Here is a 14,156-nt window from a genome sequence, read left to right on the forward strand (position 1 = left end):
TCCTGATCCAGAGCCGCGATCGGTGATCGTTGTGCTCTCGTTTAGGCCAGAGGCCTGGAGTTATCGCGCGCACCTTGTTGGATGGCGGACCGGGTTGCGGCATCCGCCCTGGCTGCTCGCGAAGTTCGAAAACTGTTTGTCGCGAGCTGCCGGGCGCCCCGAGCGGCGCGGCCTACGGCCCATCGCGCGCCGGAGTAGCGCACGGCATTCCTGCCGAACGTCCCATATGAGTAGCGAGCGCCCACGGTGCTGAGATACCCGCCGCCATTCAGGATCGAAGCAATCGAGGGTATCTGCATGAGAACGTAGATGCCGATGATCGTCACCAGCACCAACGGCAGCACCAGCGACATTTTGCTGTCCATGGTCGCTCCGCCGGATGTGGCGGTGTTCAGCGCCGCGTTGACGAGCGAGAAATAGAAACCGAGAAAGCCGTAGATCAGGATTTGCTGGATCATCAGGAAGGTGGTCAGCGAAAGAAAGCCTTCGCTCATGCGCGAGGACCATCGGTAAAGCCAAAGGATGATCCATATCGGCGCCAAGGCCAGCGTGATGAACAACATCACCTTGGCGGCGATGATCGCGGCAATGGCAAGCGCTGCGAAGATGATGGCTGATAGCAGAACGAGCAGCGACAAGAGCGCGCCAAAAATGTCATAGAAGGATCCGCTGTAGACCTGATTGGCGACGTCCTGCGCCCCTTGGTAGAGATTGTCGATCAGCGCTGGAATTGCCGTCTGGTCGCTGAGCTGATTGCCGGTGGCCCGCGACACGGCGCCGACGATCACCTTACCGACCTCGTCTGGAATGCTTTGCACGAGCTGATAGATCGTCGCCGAAAATGTGCCCCATCCGGTCAGCAGCAGATAGATGATGACGGCGCGGCCGAGGCGATAAGCCGCTTCGATTGGCGAAATCGACTCTCGCCCGCTCAAGATCGAATAGCCCCACCACGCGATATAGACGGTCAGCATCAGGGTGAAGACGTTGCCCATCGCATTGCCCAACTGCATATAGACGGTGCGGACGAAGTCCTCGCCGATGTTGTCAATGCCACCGAGGATGCTTGCGGCGAGACCGTTCATGGATCCTCATCAATGATGCTGGCGAACGGCGTTGAATTGACCGGCTTCAGCGCGCCGCATTCGTCGGCGTGGGCATATGTCAAAGGCCCGCACGGCGCTTTCAGTTCGCGATTTGCGCAACCGAAAAGCCCCGCGCTGAGCCCAATCACAAGGCATGTGCGCAACACCCGCCTCAACAAATGGCTAACCCCCGCTCTTGCCAAAGTCCGCGAACGGATTGACGGTGCGCGGTGTCATCATCTTCTGCACCTGGCTCTGGCGAAGAAGATCTCCCTTCAGCTTCTCATTCAGGGCCGCGACCGCACCGTTCTGGACGCCGATCAATTCGTTGACCGCGCGCGCGTTTTCCAGCTGCATTCGTGTGTTCTGGTCCACCGAACCCTTGACGTCCTGCGACTGCCCGATCTGCCCACTTGCGGACTGCAAAGACTGTTGGCGCTGGGTAACGCCCTGCGAAGCCTGCGAGGTCAATGCGCTTAGCAGCGAAGCCACGTTGACGCTGCCGCCATAGGCGGTGTTGACGGCGCTGGTCTCCTTGCCGGCAATCTGCTGGAGCTGCTTCACCAGCTGCAGCCCGTTGATGACGTCGCCGGCGATTTTCTGAATTTCGGGCGACAGGCCACCAAACGAAAGCGCACCGCCGTTCAGGATCGATCCGAACGACGGAGCCTGGGCAATTGACATGTTGCCGCCCAGACCCATTTGTCCGATGCCGAGCGAACCGTCACGACTGCCACTGAGAGCCTGCAGGATCTCTTCGCTCTTTTTCAGGATATCCTTGTTCGAATCCATAATGGAGTTGGTGTTGTCCGCATTCTTGCGGGCGACATCGAGATTGGCGCCATCAATGACGGCAATCTGTGCGTGGGCCGTGCTTGCCCAAAGCGCCAGACTGGCAGCAATCGCGAATTTGTTCATGTCAGCCTCCTATCGCTGTAGAGAATTAATGACGCTGGCAGGGCCGGCAGGATCACTGGTGATGATCATCGAGCGACTGTCGCCGAGCTTGCCCTCGCGTTCTCAAGTGCGCATGGTAGCCACCGGCCGCGATCGATCCTCAACCGCTCCAATTCCGCGGGATCACAAGAGAACGGGTTTGGAGAGCCGCTCTTCGGCTGTTGCACCAGCTTGGACGACTGCGATGCCTGAACATTCTGCAACGATAGAAGTTGGGCCAGCAATGCCGTGAAGTCCCCCGCCTGGGCGAGGTACTGGTTGGTGACATCAGCGTTGATCCCACGAGCCGACGAGTTCAGCTCCCATGCGTCCTTGTATTCGGTCACCTGGCCAACGTTGCCCGCCAGCGCGTCGATCGCCGCATTGTTGGCGCCGACCTGCGATGAGCTTGCATCAAGGCCGCCAGCCGCCTTCCTCACTGTGCCGATGGCCGCGTCCTGAGCCGCGCCGCCTGCGCCGTCGGCCGTTACGATTGAGAACGGTGGCGGCGCGGCGGCCGGAGCCTTGCCGCTCGACACATAGTCGTTGAAGTAGCTGTTCCAGCGGCCGACACCGCCGGCCCATTGGTTTTGCTCGCCTGCGTTCGATCCGTTGTAGAAGGAGGCGAGACAGCTGTAATTCGTCGCCCCGCATTGCTTCACGCCAATTCCGAGGTATTTGACACCGCCTTCGACATTCTGCTCGTTCACGTCGCGGTCCAGTCCCATGGACTTGCCGGTGCCCTTGGTCAGCTGCATGACGCCTTTGACGCCGGTGTGGCTCCCGGCGCATGTGTCGAAGCGCGATTCCTGATAGGCAACGGAAAGCGCCAGGCCTTCGGGAACGCCGTACTTTTGCGCATAGTAGCGGATCATCTTCACGTTGCCCGCGTCGCGCTGCAACGCTTCGGCCGGCGATCTGCGAAACATCTGTGAGCGGTATTTGTTCGAATAGGTGCAGACGACGCTTTTCTTCTTGTCGGTTTCGTCCTTCTTCGCTTCTTCCGACTTCGTGCTGTGCTGCTCGTCCTCTTGCCGCTTGTCGAGGTTCGGCCCGTCGATTACCGCGATTTGAGCGATAGCCACGCTCATGCTTTCCGCCGTCGCGAGAGCCACGGCCAGACAAGCGCTGCTAAGCCGCTTCGTCATGCTCGTTCTCCCATCCGCAGAAGTATGGCAGCCACATTTCCGGCTCGTCGCCGAAGGTCTCCCGGAGCCGTGCGCATTCCTTGCTGTTGGCTTCGTTCGAGGACAAGACCTTGATAAGGTCGGGCATCGCCGACAAATCAAGCTTGGCTACGATCGAGTCGCTGTCGTGCTTGACGAGGAAGGTGCGTGTTTCCTTGGCAGTGCGGCGCACGAACTCGAATTCCTTCGCTGTCAGCGAGAAGCGCTCCATGTAGGACTCCTTGCCCGCCTTCGGGTTGGGGAAGAAAATGTTGGTCTTCGTTTGCTCGATCAGCGACGACGAGATGGAGGAATTGACGACGTCTTCCGCCGTCTGCGTGCCAAAGCCGACGACGCCGTTGCGGCGACGAATGGTCTTCAGCGTCTCATTGATGAAAGCGGCGAAAACCTCGTCGTCCAACAGCTTCCAGCCTTCATCGAGGAAGAGCATGATCGGCGAGCCGTCGATGACGTCCTCAAGCCGATGGAAAATGTAGAGCAACGCCGCCGAACGCAGCTTTCGATCGCCCAGGATCTTGGTCATATCGAACCCGACAACCGGCTTCGAAAAATCGACCAGATCGACGGGATTGTTGAAAAGCCAGCCCTTGTCCTTCGGGTCGAGCCAAGGCTGTATCCGCGCGGCCAGATCGTTCATGCCAGGCATGAACGACCCCCGCAGCACTTCCGGCAGCAGGTCGAAGGTACGCTGTTCGCGCGGGATCTTGTAGATCATGTCGACGGCGGCGTTGATGACGCGCATCTCCGCTACATCCAGCGCGCCGCCTTCCGGCGTCAGAATGTAGATGAGCAAATCTTCCAGGAAGGACCGGTTTTCTGCCGTGTCCTCAAGCTGCAATGGCGCGAACCCGGTCGGCTGGGAAGGCTCCATCACCTCATAGCGACCGCCGAGCGCCCGAACGAAAATTTCAGCGCCGCGCATATAATCGAAATAAACACATCGTGGCCGCGGCATGATGCGCATGGCCTGCGCCATCAGGAATGACAGCACCACGGTCTTGCCCGAGCCAGTCGGACCGAACACCGTGAAGTGCCCGACATCATGAACGTGGAAATTGAAATAGTATGCCGTCTGGCTGGTCGTTTCGAGCAAAGCGATGGGCCGTTTCCAGTGCAGCCGCTCACGTTGGCCGGAGGGGAAATTGTGTCCGGAGAAAAGGCCGGCGAAGTTAAGCGACGAGATCAACGCACGTCGCGCGATGTAGCTGAAATTTCCCGGCAACTGCGCCCAAAAGGCCAGTTCCGTGTTCAGTGTCTCGCGAACCGGCACGATCGACATACGCGAAAGCTCCGCCGTGATGTCGGATAGCGCACGGTTGAGACCCCCCATATCCGGTGCCAAGGCCATGACGCTCATGTGATGTTGTCCGAAGACCACTTCGCCGCCGGCCAGCTTGTCGGCGCCGTCGTGGACGGACTCCTCAACCGTCGTGCCCGCCTCGTCGGAGCCCTCAACCTGGTTCGCGATGGTGTTGATCCTGCGCATCGCCGTGACACGATCTTCGATCGCAAAACTCTGCGTCAGGACAAACTCATGCGGCAGGCGCAAGAGACCGTCCAATGAGCCCGGCGCGGTGAACGGTGGGTATTCCTTGATCGACACCATGGCGCCGAGCTTGCCAGCGTCCGATCCGCGAAGTTCCAGCGCGGATTTGCCGAAAAACAATTGTCGTGTCGCCAGCACATCGCCAAGGCTCATGCGCGGCAAAGGCATTTCCACGTCGCCGCCGCCGGCGAGGATCTTCGCCAAAAATTCCGCGGGCTCGGAAAAGAAGCTGTCGCGGCGCTTCACGACACCGAGAAGACGCGCCCCGTAAGCGGTAAAATCCTTGATGACGCCGTCGAGAACGTCATGCACTTCGGCCATCGCCTCTTCGCGGGTTTCTTCGCCTGCGGTGCTGATGCGGAACGCATTGAGCGCCTTGTCCACCCAGCCGACGCGGCCGACCATCGGGCGGCGTATGACCGTCAGATATGCCTCGTTGACGAAAAGGTTTTTTGCGCCAAGCTCATCCATGTAGCGGGCGTCGAGCTCCGCCACGAAAGGATTGTCAAAGTCGCCTTCGATCTCCGGCGTCACGTGGCGGCGGATGATCGTTGTGTAGACCGCAAAGCGAGAGGTTGAGAGATTGCGGAACGTCGTGTTGCGGTTGAACATTCGGCTGTTCAGCTCGGCCTGGTCCATCGTCTGGAACGGCAGGCCACTAAGCTGGATGACGCCCACCAGAAAGCCGCTCTTCGTCACGATCAGATTGTCATCGGCATGGCGAAGGTAAGGGATGTGCATCGCCGCGGGCTTTTCACGCCGCCGCTCACGGCCAAATTTCAGGTCGGCATCGAGGCTCATGGCGAATAGCTCCTTGCGCCCCAAAAAGTAAGGTTTGCCACCGCTCCGCGTTTGGAGATGCGCCGCTCGAAAATATGAAACATGTAGGGGTCGCGCTGGCACAGATATGCGCTGACCAGATGCACTACGCCGAACACGCCAAGGCCGAGCATGAAGCTGCTCGTGGCGATAAAGCCGATCACCGCCAGGATGCCGTTCAGGGCAAAAACCTCATAGCGCACACCCCATTTCATCGGGGGGCGCGTCAGTGGCAGGCTGACCGGCTCGACATAGACTTCCTCGTCATCCATGCCTCAGCTGCCTCCCGCGGTCGCGCGAACCGCATCCACCAGCTGGGCAGCGCCGAAGATCAGAGCGATGCCAATGATGATGGAAAAGGCCATCATCCACGCCAGTCGGCCCGTCATGGCGAGGAAGCCAAGAAAACAGACCGCGATGATGGCGAATGAGCGCGCTATGTTGCCCTGCAGAACTCCGACGAACCACTCCAGCACATTTTCGACTGGCGCCGCCGACTGGGCATACGCAGCGGCTGGCGCGAGAGCTATTCCGACCGCTGAGGCCAAGGCCAGTTTCAGGGCAAATTTGCCCGCTTTCCTGTATTCCACCCTTGGCTCCTTTCAGTTGCCGAAATCCATGACATGACCATCCTGCCAAGCGTCCTCGCTTGCTGGCGGAGCGGCCGCGAACATTTCGGATTTGGTCAGGGCGGACTTCTTCACGACACCGCCGAACTTCCAGCGGTTCAGTATTTTCGCGATGTATTCCGCCGTCTCCGGATTCACCGGAATGCCCTGCGCCTTGTAGACGCTGTTGGGCCCGGCGTTGTAAGCCGCCAGCATCAGCAGCGGATCTTGGAACTCGTCATAGAGTGACTTCAGATAGCGGAGGCCAGCCCGGACATTTGCCTCTGTATCGCAACGGTCGCTTACGCCGAGATCGGCCGCCGTGCCCGGCATCAGCTGCATGATCCCCAGGGCTCCGGCCTTCGAGGGACCCTGGCTGGCGCCGAGATCGCTTTCGGCCCATGCAATTGCCTCGGCCAGATCGGCGTCGAACCCTTCCTGTTGCGCGATTGAACGCACAAGTTGGGAGACCTCAGCACGATTTGCGGTCTTACACGCTCCCGGCCTTTGCGCCCCGACCGCGGCAAGGGCTTCCGCCGGCGTTGCAAAGGCGATTGCCACGCGGTCTGATGCCGGGTCCCGGCCATGCGCTTGCAACGGCCACGTGGCGCCAAAGAGGGTGAGCAGAAGAGCGAATCGAGTGTTCATAGTATCGCCAAAATTTAACACTTTACTATGGCTACACGCAGCCCTAGTAAAGTGTCAACACGATATCGATCGCCAGGACGGATTTCGATGAAACAGACTGCCCTTTGTACGGTCTTGCTACTCCAGGGCACCGTCGCTTATGCTGCCGGCGCCGACGCCCCGAGCGCCTTCGCGCAACCCTCGGAGCACTACCTGCTCCAGTTTGCCAAGCCGGGCGAGAAGGTGTTCGTCTATGAACGCTACGATGCAAAAGGCGCGCTCTTTAAGCGGGATGCGGCGACCCTCATCTCGCCGGTCAAGGTGCCGTCGGCGACCGAGCGCGTCATCAACGGCGTGACGTACCGGCTGCGCGGCCTTGCAGCCTGCCCCAAACCGAAGATTGCGTACAAGACGCAGCAATGGGACTGCACGAAGGCCGCGCAGGACTATGAAGAGGTAATCTACAACGATCGTGCGTCTGTCGTGCTTTGCAAAACACTTGTGCTGCAAAGCAGGAAGGGTGAACCCGACGCTGTGTCGTGCTTCTCGCTCGTGGGTGCGGGCAACGCAAACGACCCGTACAACGTCGCCTACGACGATGACGAAATGGTTTTTTTTGACATGGCGGCGATCGGACGTAACAAGGACGGCAAGTCGCTGCGCCCCGATCTCGAGCATTCCGCCGACCTCGGTGGACAGTTCCAGGAATGAAACAGGCGAGCTTTGCAGTACTGGCCGCATTTGGTTTGTGCGCATCGGCACAGGCCCAGGATGCATCCGAGTCTGCCGTGCCAACGCCCTTCGCGGTGTCGAAATCGGCTCAACTGCTGACCGGAGATACCTGGCGTGACGGAGATCACCTTTTCCGCCTCTATGGCGTCCAGTCATGCCTTCGAGGTACGTCAGCCGAAGAGCCAAATGGGAACAAAATCGATTGCGGGAACACCTCGCTGGCGCACCTTGCTGCGCTGTTCGATAGCGCGGCGGTTACATGCCAGCCAATCAGCTACGCCTTCGACAAGGCGGTTTTTGTCGTATGCGGTGCGCAGCTGAATGGCGAAACAATCGACGTCGGCACCGCGCTGATAGCGACCGGATATGCGTTTGCCGCAACGACAGCAAAGGGCAAAGCCGTCACTGAGAACTACCTCGTCGCGGAAATCAACGCTAAGATGAAACGTGCAGGATTGTGGGGCACGACGTTTCAGCATCCTGTGCAGTTGCTGCTAAATAAGCGCTCGGAGACACAACAATGAAGCACGACGATGAGGCGCACAAATATTACTATCCCGTGGAAGGACGCACTGAAGGCGCCATCGGCGATGCTGTCGCAATCATCGCGATCATCTTGGTGCCGGCGGGATTCTATGCGGCCTGGAATACCGTGGCCTCATGGATTTCAGCCCTCTTCTCCTAGGACTGCAGTTTCGCGAAAGAACCGAGCAACGCGCGAAAATCGTCGACATCAAGCTCGCACCAGTCATGACCCGTCAGCCGTTGAAAGTAAGCAGCCTTCATTTTGATCTCCGCGATAGTGGCTACTGGAGCAGTGGCAGCACGCCTTCGCACCGCGGCCTCCTCCGCCATCACCGCGTCCAGTCTCTCACCCAGCACGATCGCGTCCGGCCCTTCGGCCCCCATCCATCGCTTGCCGATACGTTCAAGCGTGGCGACGCTCTGACGATGTTCCGCAATCAGTTTGGCGACGCCTTCAGCCGCTTCCATCTTTCCATCGCTACAGACCTGTTGAAGAGGCATCGTCATCGCCCTGGCGTTCTTCGGTCACATACTGGTACCTCTCGATATGAGGAAAAAAAGGGGTGATAGCATCCCTTTTTTGAAGCGACCAATTCTGCGAGATAGGGGGCGGGGGGCGCCTGCGTAGAGGAACTGGCTTCCGATGTTTCGTGCCCTGGTGGTCGAAGACCAGACACTAATGCGTCTGGCACTGATGAACGAAGTGCAAGCGAGCTTCGAAAAATGCGTCGTCCTGGGTGCTGAGACGCTGACGATCGCCACTGCCGAGCTTCAAAACAATCATTTTGATCTGGTCGTCATCGATCCTGGCTTGCCCGGCTTTGATCCCACCTCACAGGAGGATCGCGTCGCAGTCGTCGACAAGATCATCGAGGCTTCACCCAGTGCAATTCATATTGTCATCACCGGTTCCGACAACCGTTCCGAGGCAGATGGCTTTCGGCAAATTGGCGCTGCCGCCTATCTCGGCAAGACCGGTCTTGCGCCCGGCGTTTTCAGCGACGTGCTGGACGATATTTCCACCAAGGGGTTCTCCTTGCGCCTTTCGCGGGTTGTCATGACCAAACCCGATTACCGATTTTCAGTTCTTACACCGCGCGAGCAGAAGGCCATCGACATGATGGCGCACCGCGCACCCGGCGTGAAACGCAAGGAGATATTTTCGCTCATGGCCGATCGGCTCGCCATTGATGCCAACTCGGCCGAGAAATACTACAAGCAGGCTCGCGCCAAGCTCATGAGGCAAGGTCACCCGCTACCACATGGGCTATGATCGCGATGGCCTCTCTAACTGTCCATGGAATCAAGGTTCCCGTCGAACCGCAGGATGTTTCGCCGGTAATCTGGCGAGCGCTTCAGAGCCAGAGCTATGAGGCGAAGGAAGCGAAGTGGATCTTCAGAGCGGTCAAGGCGCGCGATCGCGTACTGGAGCTCGGCTCTGGCTTAGGCATCATCACCGCACTGATCGCAAAAATCCCCGGCGTTCAGGTGTGGGCTTTTGAAGCAAATCCCGCAACAGCGGAACTAGCCAAGCGCGTGATAGCGGCCAACGATCTCGACAATGTCACATATTCCCAGGGTATACTCACAGCTGGCCCGCCGCGGTCCTTCACCTTCTACGTTCGCCGCGACCTTTGGATGTCTTCCACGGACAAAGACCAAGGACCCTACGAGCGTGAATTTTCGATCGTCTCGGCCGACGTCGATCGTTTTATCACCGATCATCGAATAAACGCCCTCGTCATGGACATTGAAGGGGCTGAGAAAGAACTATTGCGAGATGCCGAACTGCCCGGCATCGAGCGCATCTTTCTTGAGCTGCACGACCATCTCTATGGCCTTGACGGCATCCGCAACATCACGCTTGCCTTGGCGGAAAAGGGATTTGCCTACGATCCGCGTGGCTCCCGAGGACCTTGCGTGCTCTTCGCCAAGAACGATGGACCCCGCCAATACGAGGATGTGGAAGATGTTGCGTAGTGCTCTCGCCGTCATATTTGCCATGGCTCTTCCGCTCGCTAGTACGGCCGAGGAAATCCCGCTCGATCCCAACGAAGTGTCGGTTCAAGACGCCGGCGGCAAGACCATCGCCGTTTTTTCGGTGAAGCAGCTGCGGGCAGAGTTTCCGCAACAGACCTATGACACGCGTACACCCTGGACGAGCGACAGCGAGAAAATCGAATATCGTGGGCCGCTGCTTGCAAACGTGCTTGCCAAGGCTGGAATCACCGCCGCGCAGGAGGTGAAAGTTGTCGCCTACGACAACTTCGTTTCCGATATTCGTATGGACGAAATCCGGTCTTATAATCCGATCCTGGCGGTCGAGCGTCGTTGCAACGAGAACGACAAGGCCCGCTCGCTTTGCCCGCTGGGCCAGGATTTCCGCCCGATCAGCATGGTAGAGAAAGGCCCCATCTTCATTGTTTGGCCCTTCGACCAGTTGCCCACTTCATATGTTCCCGCAAGAAACTCGATCTGGGTGTTTTTCCCGGTCATCCTGCGCGCCACGCAATGAAGTTCTTCAACGGCCGTTTGCTCACTGTTCTGCCATATCTCGGTATGGCGGCAGCGCTTGGCCTGAGTGCGTGGACATTCATCCAATCGGATCGCTACCGTCAGGAGACGGATGCCATCCTCAATCAGACCTTCGAAATTCAGTGGCGCGCGGCACAGATTCGCGAGCGCCTTATACGGGTTTATGGCTATCTTCGCATTGCCGATGAGACGGGTAAGCTTGATGCCGACATCGACCGACAAATGGCTCTGGTGAGCGTCAACGTCGCGCAGTTGGAAAACCTGCCCTATCTGAACCGCTTTTTTCCGGATCATGACGCCGCACTCCTGGGCGGGATTCGCCAGACCCTCGAAGAGAAAATCGCCCCGCTTGTGTCGGCCCGCAAAAACTACACTCAAGCCATTGCCGACATGGCCAAGCTGGAACAGTCAATTTACGAAGTCTCAAGCTCCACCGTTGATCACAGCGCCACTTTACAGCAGACCGCCGGCATCGACATTGCTGCTTCGCGCAACTGGTTCATCTTCGCCATCGCGCTTGGCCTCGGTGCCACCTTCTATCTCGTTATCCATCAGCGCTATTCCTCGGCCAACCGCCGTGACCAGCACATGCGCTCGTTCGCGTCGCTCTTTGCGCATACGACTCGATCGCGTGTTACAGCCCTCAGACTGTTCCTTGAGCATTCACAGCCAGATACGCAGCCAAGCAGCGAGATGCTTGAGGCTGCGCGCAATGCCGCGAGCGAACTGGAATCGATCACCAACAGTGTGCTCCAGATCGCCTATGCGCCACAAGATTCCAGCACTGTGCCGCTCGGCCAACTGCTAGAAGATATAACGGCAGAGCGTAGCGGTTTGGTGCAAGTCCGTATCGACTCCAAAGCGCGCTTGCACCCCGTACCCTCGGCGCCATTCCGGTTGGTCGTGAACGAGCTGATCGAAAACGCTCTTGCCGCTTCGTCGGACGTCAATAACGCCCAAGTTCTTGTCTCCGCGACAGTCAAGCGACAGCCATTCCTCCCCCGCACCTATCTAGTGCTTGAGGTGGCCGACAAGGGTTCAGGCATGCCGCCTACGATCGCTGCAAAAGCGACTACCCCTTTCTTTTCAACGCGAGCCGGGAATCATACCGGGCTTGGCCTGACCGCATGTTCTCAGATGGTCTCGACGCTGAACGGAAAGCTCATCATCAAAAGCGCTCAAGGTATCGGCACAACCGTGCAGATCAGAATTCCGCCGCTGGCCTCCGCCGCAGCTAGTTTTTGGCAATCGTTTCGCAAATACGGGCGAACGAAGGAACACTCGCAGGGCGGCTAGGTGTCAGTTCTGCTCTATCTTGGCCTGAATTACACGGTCTGCGCGACCTCCGTCGGAGCTTGCCAGCTCATTCCGCTCTCCGCTGGCAGGATAATGATGCTGGATCGGCTCTCGAATGGAAGCCTACCTTTCCAGCCGATCGGAAACAGGTGGATCAGCTGTTGGCGGGATCTTTTCGGAAAAGAGGAAGGTCGCTGGATCAAGTTTCAACGCCTTGGCGATCGCCGCAATCGTGTCCACGCTGATGTTGCCGCTCGCGCGTTCCAGTTTCGTGAATGTCGCCTCCGCCACACCGATGAGTTCAGCCATCTCATAGCGGTGCAAAGTACGTCGTTGTCGCTCAAAATCGATGATGTGCGCCAGCCGCTTGCGGATCGCATTGTCGTCCAACCGATGCGCCCATTCCGGAACTTTCTTACCGCCGGCGAGCAGTCCTGCAAAAGACACTTGCAAGCCCTTTGCCATGATCTGCAGCGTCGTCAATGTGACATTATTTTTCTGACGCACAGTCTGAATGTAGGTTCGATAGGCCAGTTTTTCGCCCTCGGCGGTCCGAAACAGTTCGGCCATGTGCATATGGGATAGGCCGCGTCTGGCTCTCTCCCGCTCAAGCGTCAGGGCAATGTTGGCGCGCAACGGGTTGTTGACCACGCCTCCGTCGTCTCGTTTCATAAATCGATGTAGTCGCACAAACCTGCCTTTTCGACCTGTCCTTTTTCGCGCGGATCATCCATAGTAAACTGTCAAATCTGCAGCGAGGAAAAGGCTATGACCATACTCAAATTTCTACTGGGGGGTGCCGTCGCCATCGCGGGCGCCGCAGCTCTTCCATCCCAATCAAAAGCGTCGGAATGGGGCTGTCAGGTCCTCCTATGTCTTTCCGGCGACTGGCAAGGCACCCCCTCGTGCCACCCGCCAACTTACAAGTTGATTGCGGCGATGGAAGCCCCGGGTTTCAATTGGCCGACCTGTCCGCAAGCCAACTCGAGCGCGGCGAGATTTGAGAAGTATGAGGATTGTCCGTCTGGCTGGCAAGCAGTTGGCAGCTCCGAATCCGATCGGGCGGGCTTAGGTCAAGAACGGAACATCTGCCGCCTCGCGGCTGATAGGCTCTCCTTGCCCGTCGTTTTCAAAAACGCCCTCGGCGGGCATCATGGAGACGGATCACGTCAGGTCCAAATCGAAATCGACGGCAAGGCGGTTGCGGCAACAATCCAGACCGCGGGGAACGATCGAGGGCATTCCATTGGTAATGGCCCGACCTACTACACCATCCCTCGACCGATGCGCGGAAAGCCCTGGTTCATCGAGTATGATGACGCGAACGGCGTGCGCCAGAAAAGCTGGTTCAATCTCAACATGCCATAAGCCAGGCCATCACGTAGGACGAGGACTATGAGGGCCACAATTCAGGGAGGTTTGTAGTGTTCAAGGCGCTTCTGCTATCCACAATGATTATGAACACAGGCGCAGTGTTGACGGCGGCTGGTCAGAGCGACAAGCCGCGATCAAGTGTGGACAATCCTATGTGGCCCGCTTCACTGAAATGGGACTGCAGGACCGCTGCCAAAATCGTGTGTGAGCGTGGTGGCAGTTGCTCGGTGGCTGAGGACCACACGGGATTTGTGCTGAACTACGGCAGCAACGAGGCTGAGTTCCCGGCCAGCAATGTCAGGATCAAACGTCACTATCAACAGACCGTGCAGGCAAGCCCTTTGCAGCAGGAAGTCAAAGTCGAACTGGCCGACAACCGCGTTCTATGGCTGACGGCCGTGGATGCCAGCCGCACGTATTCGGAAGCGTGGGTCGGCGCACTAAGCGAGCTGAAGGGTGGCGCGGTACTGATGGAATCCGAGGGAGTCTATTGCATGCCGCACAAGTGAGTGCGCCGAGAGGACAGGCGAGCAAGGGCGATGTGGTCTGACCGGGGCGCCGACCCCGGCGCCGACCCCGGCGTTTAAGAAGTGTTCAGAGTCTTCCGTCCGATTTTATCGAGCGGTGAGGTGATGGTAAGTAATATCGATCTGTCGTATCGAGATGTAGAGCAGGAGTAACTGCAACGACACTTCATCTTGCTCCTCTATGTGACTGACAAAGATTTGAGGCGCGCACAATGCGTACTTTGCATAACTGGGAAATATTAATTATAACTGGTGAAAGTCGCATAATCTATCTTATGGAACTTCGATTTCGTTAAACTGAAGCACTACACAAATCTGAACGACGTGCCGTGAAGTGGTGCGTGATGGCCCGCGGCCGG

Annotated in this window: 18 protein-coding genes; 9 read left to right on the forward strand and 9 right to left on the reverse strand. The window is 58.2% G+C overall.

The genetic code is table 11. The annotated features are described in order from the left end of the window. Positions 1–41 precede the first annotated feature (41 nt). The 7 genes from NKI29_RS25795 to NKI29_RS25825 form a co-directional block, all read right to left on the reverse strand. Positions 42–1,085 (reverse strand): TrbL/VirB6 family protein, encoded by a 1,044-nt coding sequence (locus tag NKI29_RS25795; protein WP_352797645.1) that lies wholly within the window; start codon positions 1,083–1,085, stop codon positions 42–44. Between the two features lie 183 nt (positions 1,086–1,268). Continuing rightward, entirely contained in the window at positions 1,269–2,003 is a 735-nt protein-coding gene (locus tag NKI29_RS25800; RefSeq protein ID WP_352797647.1) for a type IV secretion system protein, read from the reverse strand. 65 nt (positions 2,004–2,068) lie between these two features. Then, positions 2,069–3,169, reverse strand: coding sequence for a transglycosylase SLT domain-containing protein (locus NKI29_RS25805; RefSeq protein ID WP_352797649.1), 1,101 nt, complete (start codon positions 3,167–3,169; stop codon positions 2,069–2,071). Next, positions 3,153–5,555, reverse strand: coding sequence for a VirB4 family type IV secretion/conjugal transfer ATPase (locus NKI29_RS25810; RefSeq protein ID WP_352797652.1), 2,403 nt, complete (start codon positions 5,553–5,555; stop codon positions 3,153–3,155). The genes NKI29_RS25805 and NKI29_RS25810 overlap by 17 nt, the downstream gene beginning before the upstream one ends. Beyond that, positions 5,552–5,845, reverse strand: a complete 294-nt coding sequence (locus NKI29_RS25815; protein ID WP_137935424.1) for a VirB3 family type IV secretion system protein — start codon at positions 5,843–5,845, stop codon at positions 5,552–5,554. The genes NKI29_RS25810 and NKI29_RS25815 overlap by 4 nt, the downstream gene beginning before the upstream one ends. Positions 5,846–5,848: 3 nt before the next feature. Beyond that, positions 5,849–6,163 carry a TrbC/VirB2 family type IV secretion system protein gene (locus NKI29_RS25820; RefSeq protein ID WP_352797655.1) on the reverse strand — a complete coding sequence of 105 codons (315 nt, stop codon included), beginning with the start codon at positions 6,161–6,163 and terminating at the stop codon, positions 5,849–5,851. 12 nt (positions 6,164–6,175) lie between these two features. Beyond that, positions 6,176–6,850, reverse strand: a complete 675-nt coding sequence (locus tag NKI29_RS25825; protein WP_352797658.1) for a lytic transglycosylase domain-containing protein — start codon at positions 6,848–6,850, stop codon at positions 6,176–6,178. A gap of 66 nt (positions 6,851–6,916) precedes the next feature. On the opposite strand from NKI29_RS25825, the gene NKI29_RS25830 reads away from it, so the two are divergent. From NKI29_RS25830 to NKI29_RS25840, 3 genes are read left to right on the forward strand one after another with little or no spacing between them, the layout of a single operon-like run. After that, a complete protein-coding gene (locus NKI29_RS25830) occupies positions 6,917–7,519 on the forward strand; it encodes a hypothetical protein (RefSeq protein WP_352797660.1) in 603 nt (200 codons plus the stop codon). Next, positions 7,516–8,064 (forward strand): thermonuclease family protein, encoded by a 549-nt coding sequence (locus NKI29_RS25835; protein WP_352797662.1) that lies wholly within the window; start codon positions 7,516–7,518, stop codon positions 8,062–8,064. The genes NKI29_RS25830 and NKI29_RS25835 overlap by 4 nt, the downstream gene beginning before the upstream one ends. Beyond that, the gene (locus NKI29_RS25840; protein WP_352797665.1) at positions 8,061–8,225 is read left to right on the forward strand and encodes a hypothetical protein; all 165 of its coding nucleotides are present in this window, start codon (positions 8,061–8,063) and stop codon (positions 8,223–8,225) included. Before NKI29_RS25835 ends, NKI29_RS25840 begins: the two co-directional genes overlap by 4 nt. Here NKI29_RS25840 and NKI29_RS25845 read toward each other — a convergent pair. Beyond that, positions 8,222–8,572, reverse strand: a complete 351-nt coding sequence (locus tag NKI29_RS25845; protein ID WP_352797668.1) for a hypothetical protein — start codon at positions 8,570–8,572, stop codon at positions 8,222–8,224. The genes NKI29_RS25840 and NKI29_RS25845 overlap by 4 nt on opposite strands. 136 nt (positions 8,573–8,708) lie before the next feature. On the opposite strand from NKI29_RS25845, the gene NKI29_RS25850 reads away from it, so the two are divergent. Genes NKI29_RS25850 through NKI29_RS25865 form a run of 4 tightly spaced genes read left to right on the forward strand, consistent with a single transcriptional unit; the run spans position 8,709 to position 11,896 of the window. Then, positions 8,709–9,338, forward strand: a complete 630-nt coding sequence (locus NKI29_RS25850) for a response regulator (RefSeq protein ID WP_352797670.1) — start codon at positions 8,709–8,711, stop codon at positions 9,336–9,338. A gap of 5 nt (positions 9,339–9,343) precedes the next feature. After that, entirely contained in the window at positions 9,344–10,045 is a 702-nt protein-coding gene (locus NKI29_RS25855; protein WP_352797767.1) for an FkbM family methyltransferase, read from the forward strand. Then, positions 10,026–10,580, forward strand: coding sequence for a putative pterin-binding protein (locus tag NKI29_RS25860; protein WP_352797673.1), 555 nt, complete (start codon positions 10,026–10,028; stop codon positions 10,578–10,580). The genes NKI29_RS25855 and NKI29_RS25860 overlap by 20 nt, the downstream gene beginning before the upstream one ends. Then, positions 10,577–11,896 (forward strand): sensor histidine kinase, encoded by a 1,320-nt coding sequence (locus NKI29_RS25865; protein WP_352797675.1) that lies wholly within the window; start codon positions 10,577–10,579, stop codon positions 11,894–11,896. Before NKI29_RS25860 ends, NKI29_RS25865 begins: the two co-directional genes overlap by 4 nt. Before the next feature lie 123 nt (positions 11,897–12,019). Here NKI29_RS25865 and NKI29_RS25870 read toward each other — a convergent pair whose 3' ends face one another. Then, positions 12,020–12,547, reverse strand: coding sequence for a helix-turn-helix domain-containing protein (locus tag NKI29_RS25870; protein ID WP_352797678.1), 528 nt, complete (start codon positions 12,545–12,547; stop codon positions 12,020–12,022). A gap of 117 nt (positions 12,548–12,664) precedes the next feature. Here NKI29_RS25870 and NKI29_RS25875 point away from each other — a divergent pair, with 117 nt between their 5' ends. Then, complete coding sequence (locus NKI29_RS25875) at positions 12,665–13,264, forward strand: hypothetical protein (protein ID WP_352797681.1); 600 nt, start codon at positions 12,665–12,667, stop codon at positions 13,262–13,264. A 56-nt stretch (positions 13,265–13,320) separates the two neighbouring features. Continuing rightward, entirely contained in the window at positions 13,321–13,779 is a 459-nt protein-coding gene (locus NKI29_RS25880) for a hypothetical protein (RefSeq protein WP_352442704.1), read from the forward strand. Positions 13,780–14,156: the final 377 nt, after the last annotated feature.

Source organism: Mesorhizobium sp. M0678 (genome assembly GCF_040320505.1).
Lineage (GTDB): Bacteria > Pseudomonadota > Alphaproteobacteria > Rhizobiales > Rhizobiaceae > Mesorhizobium.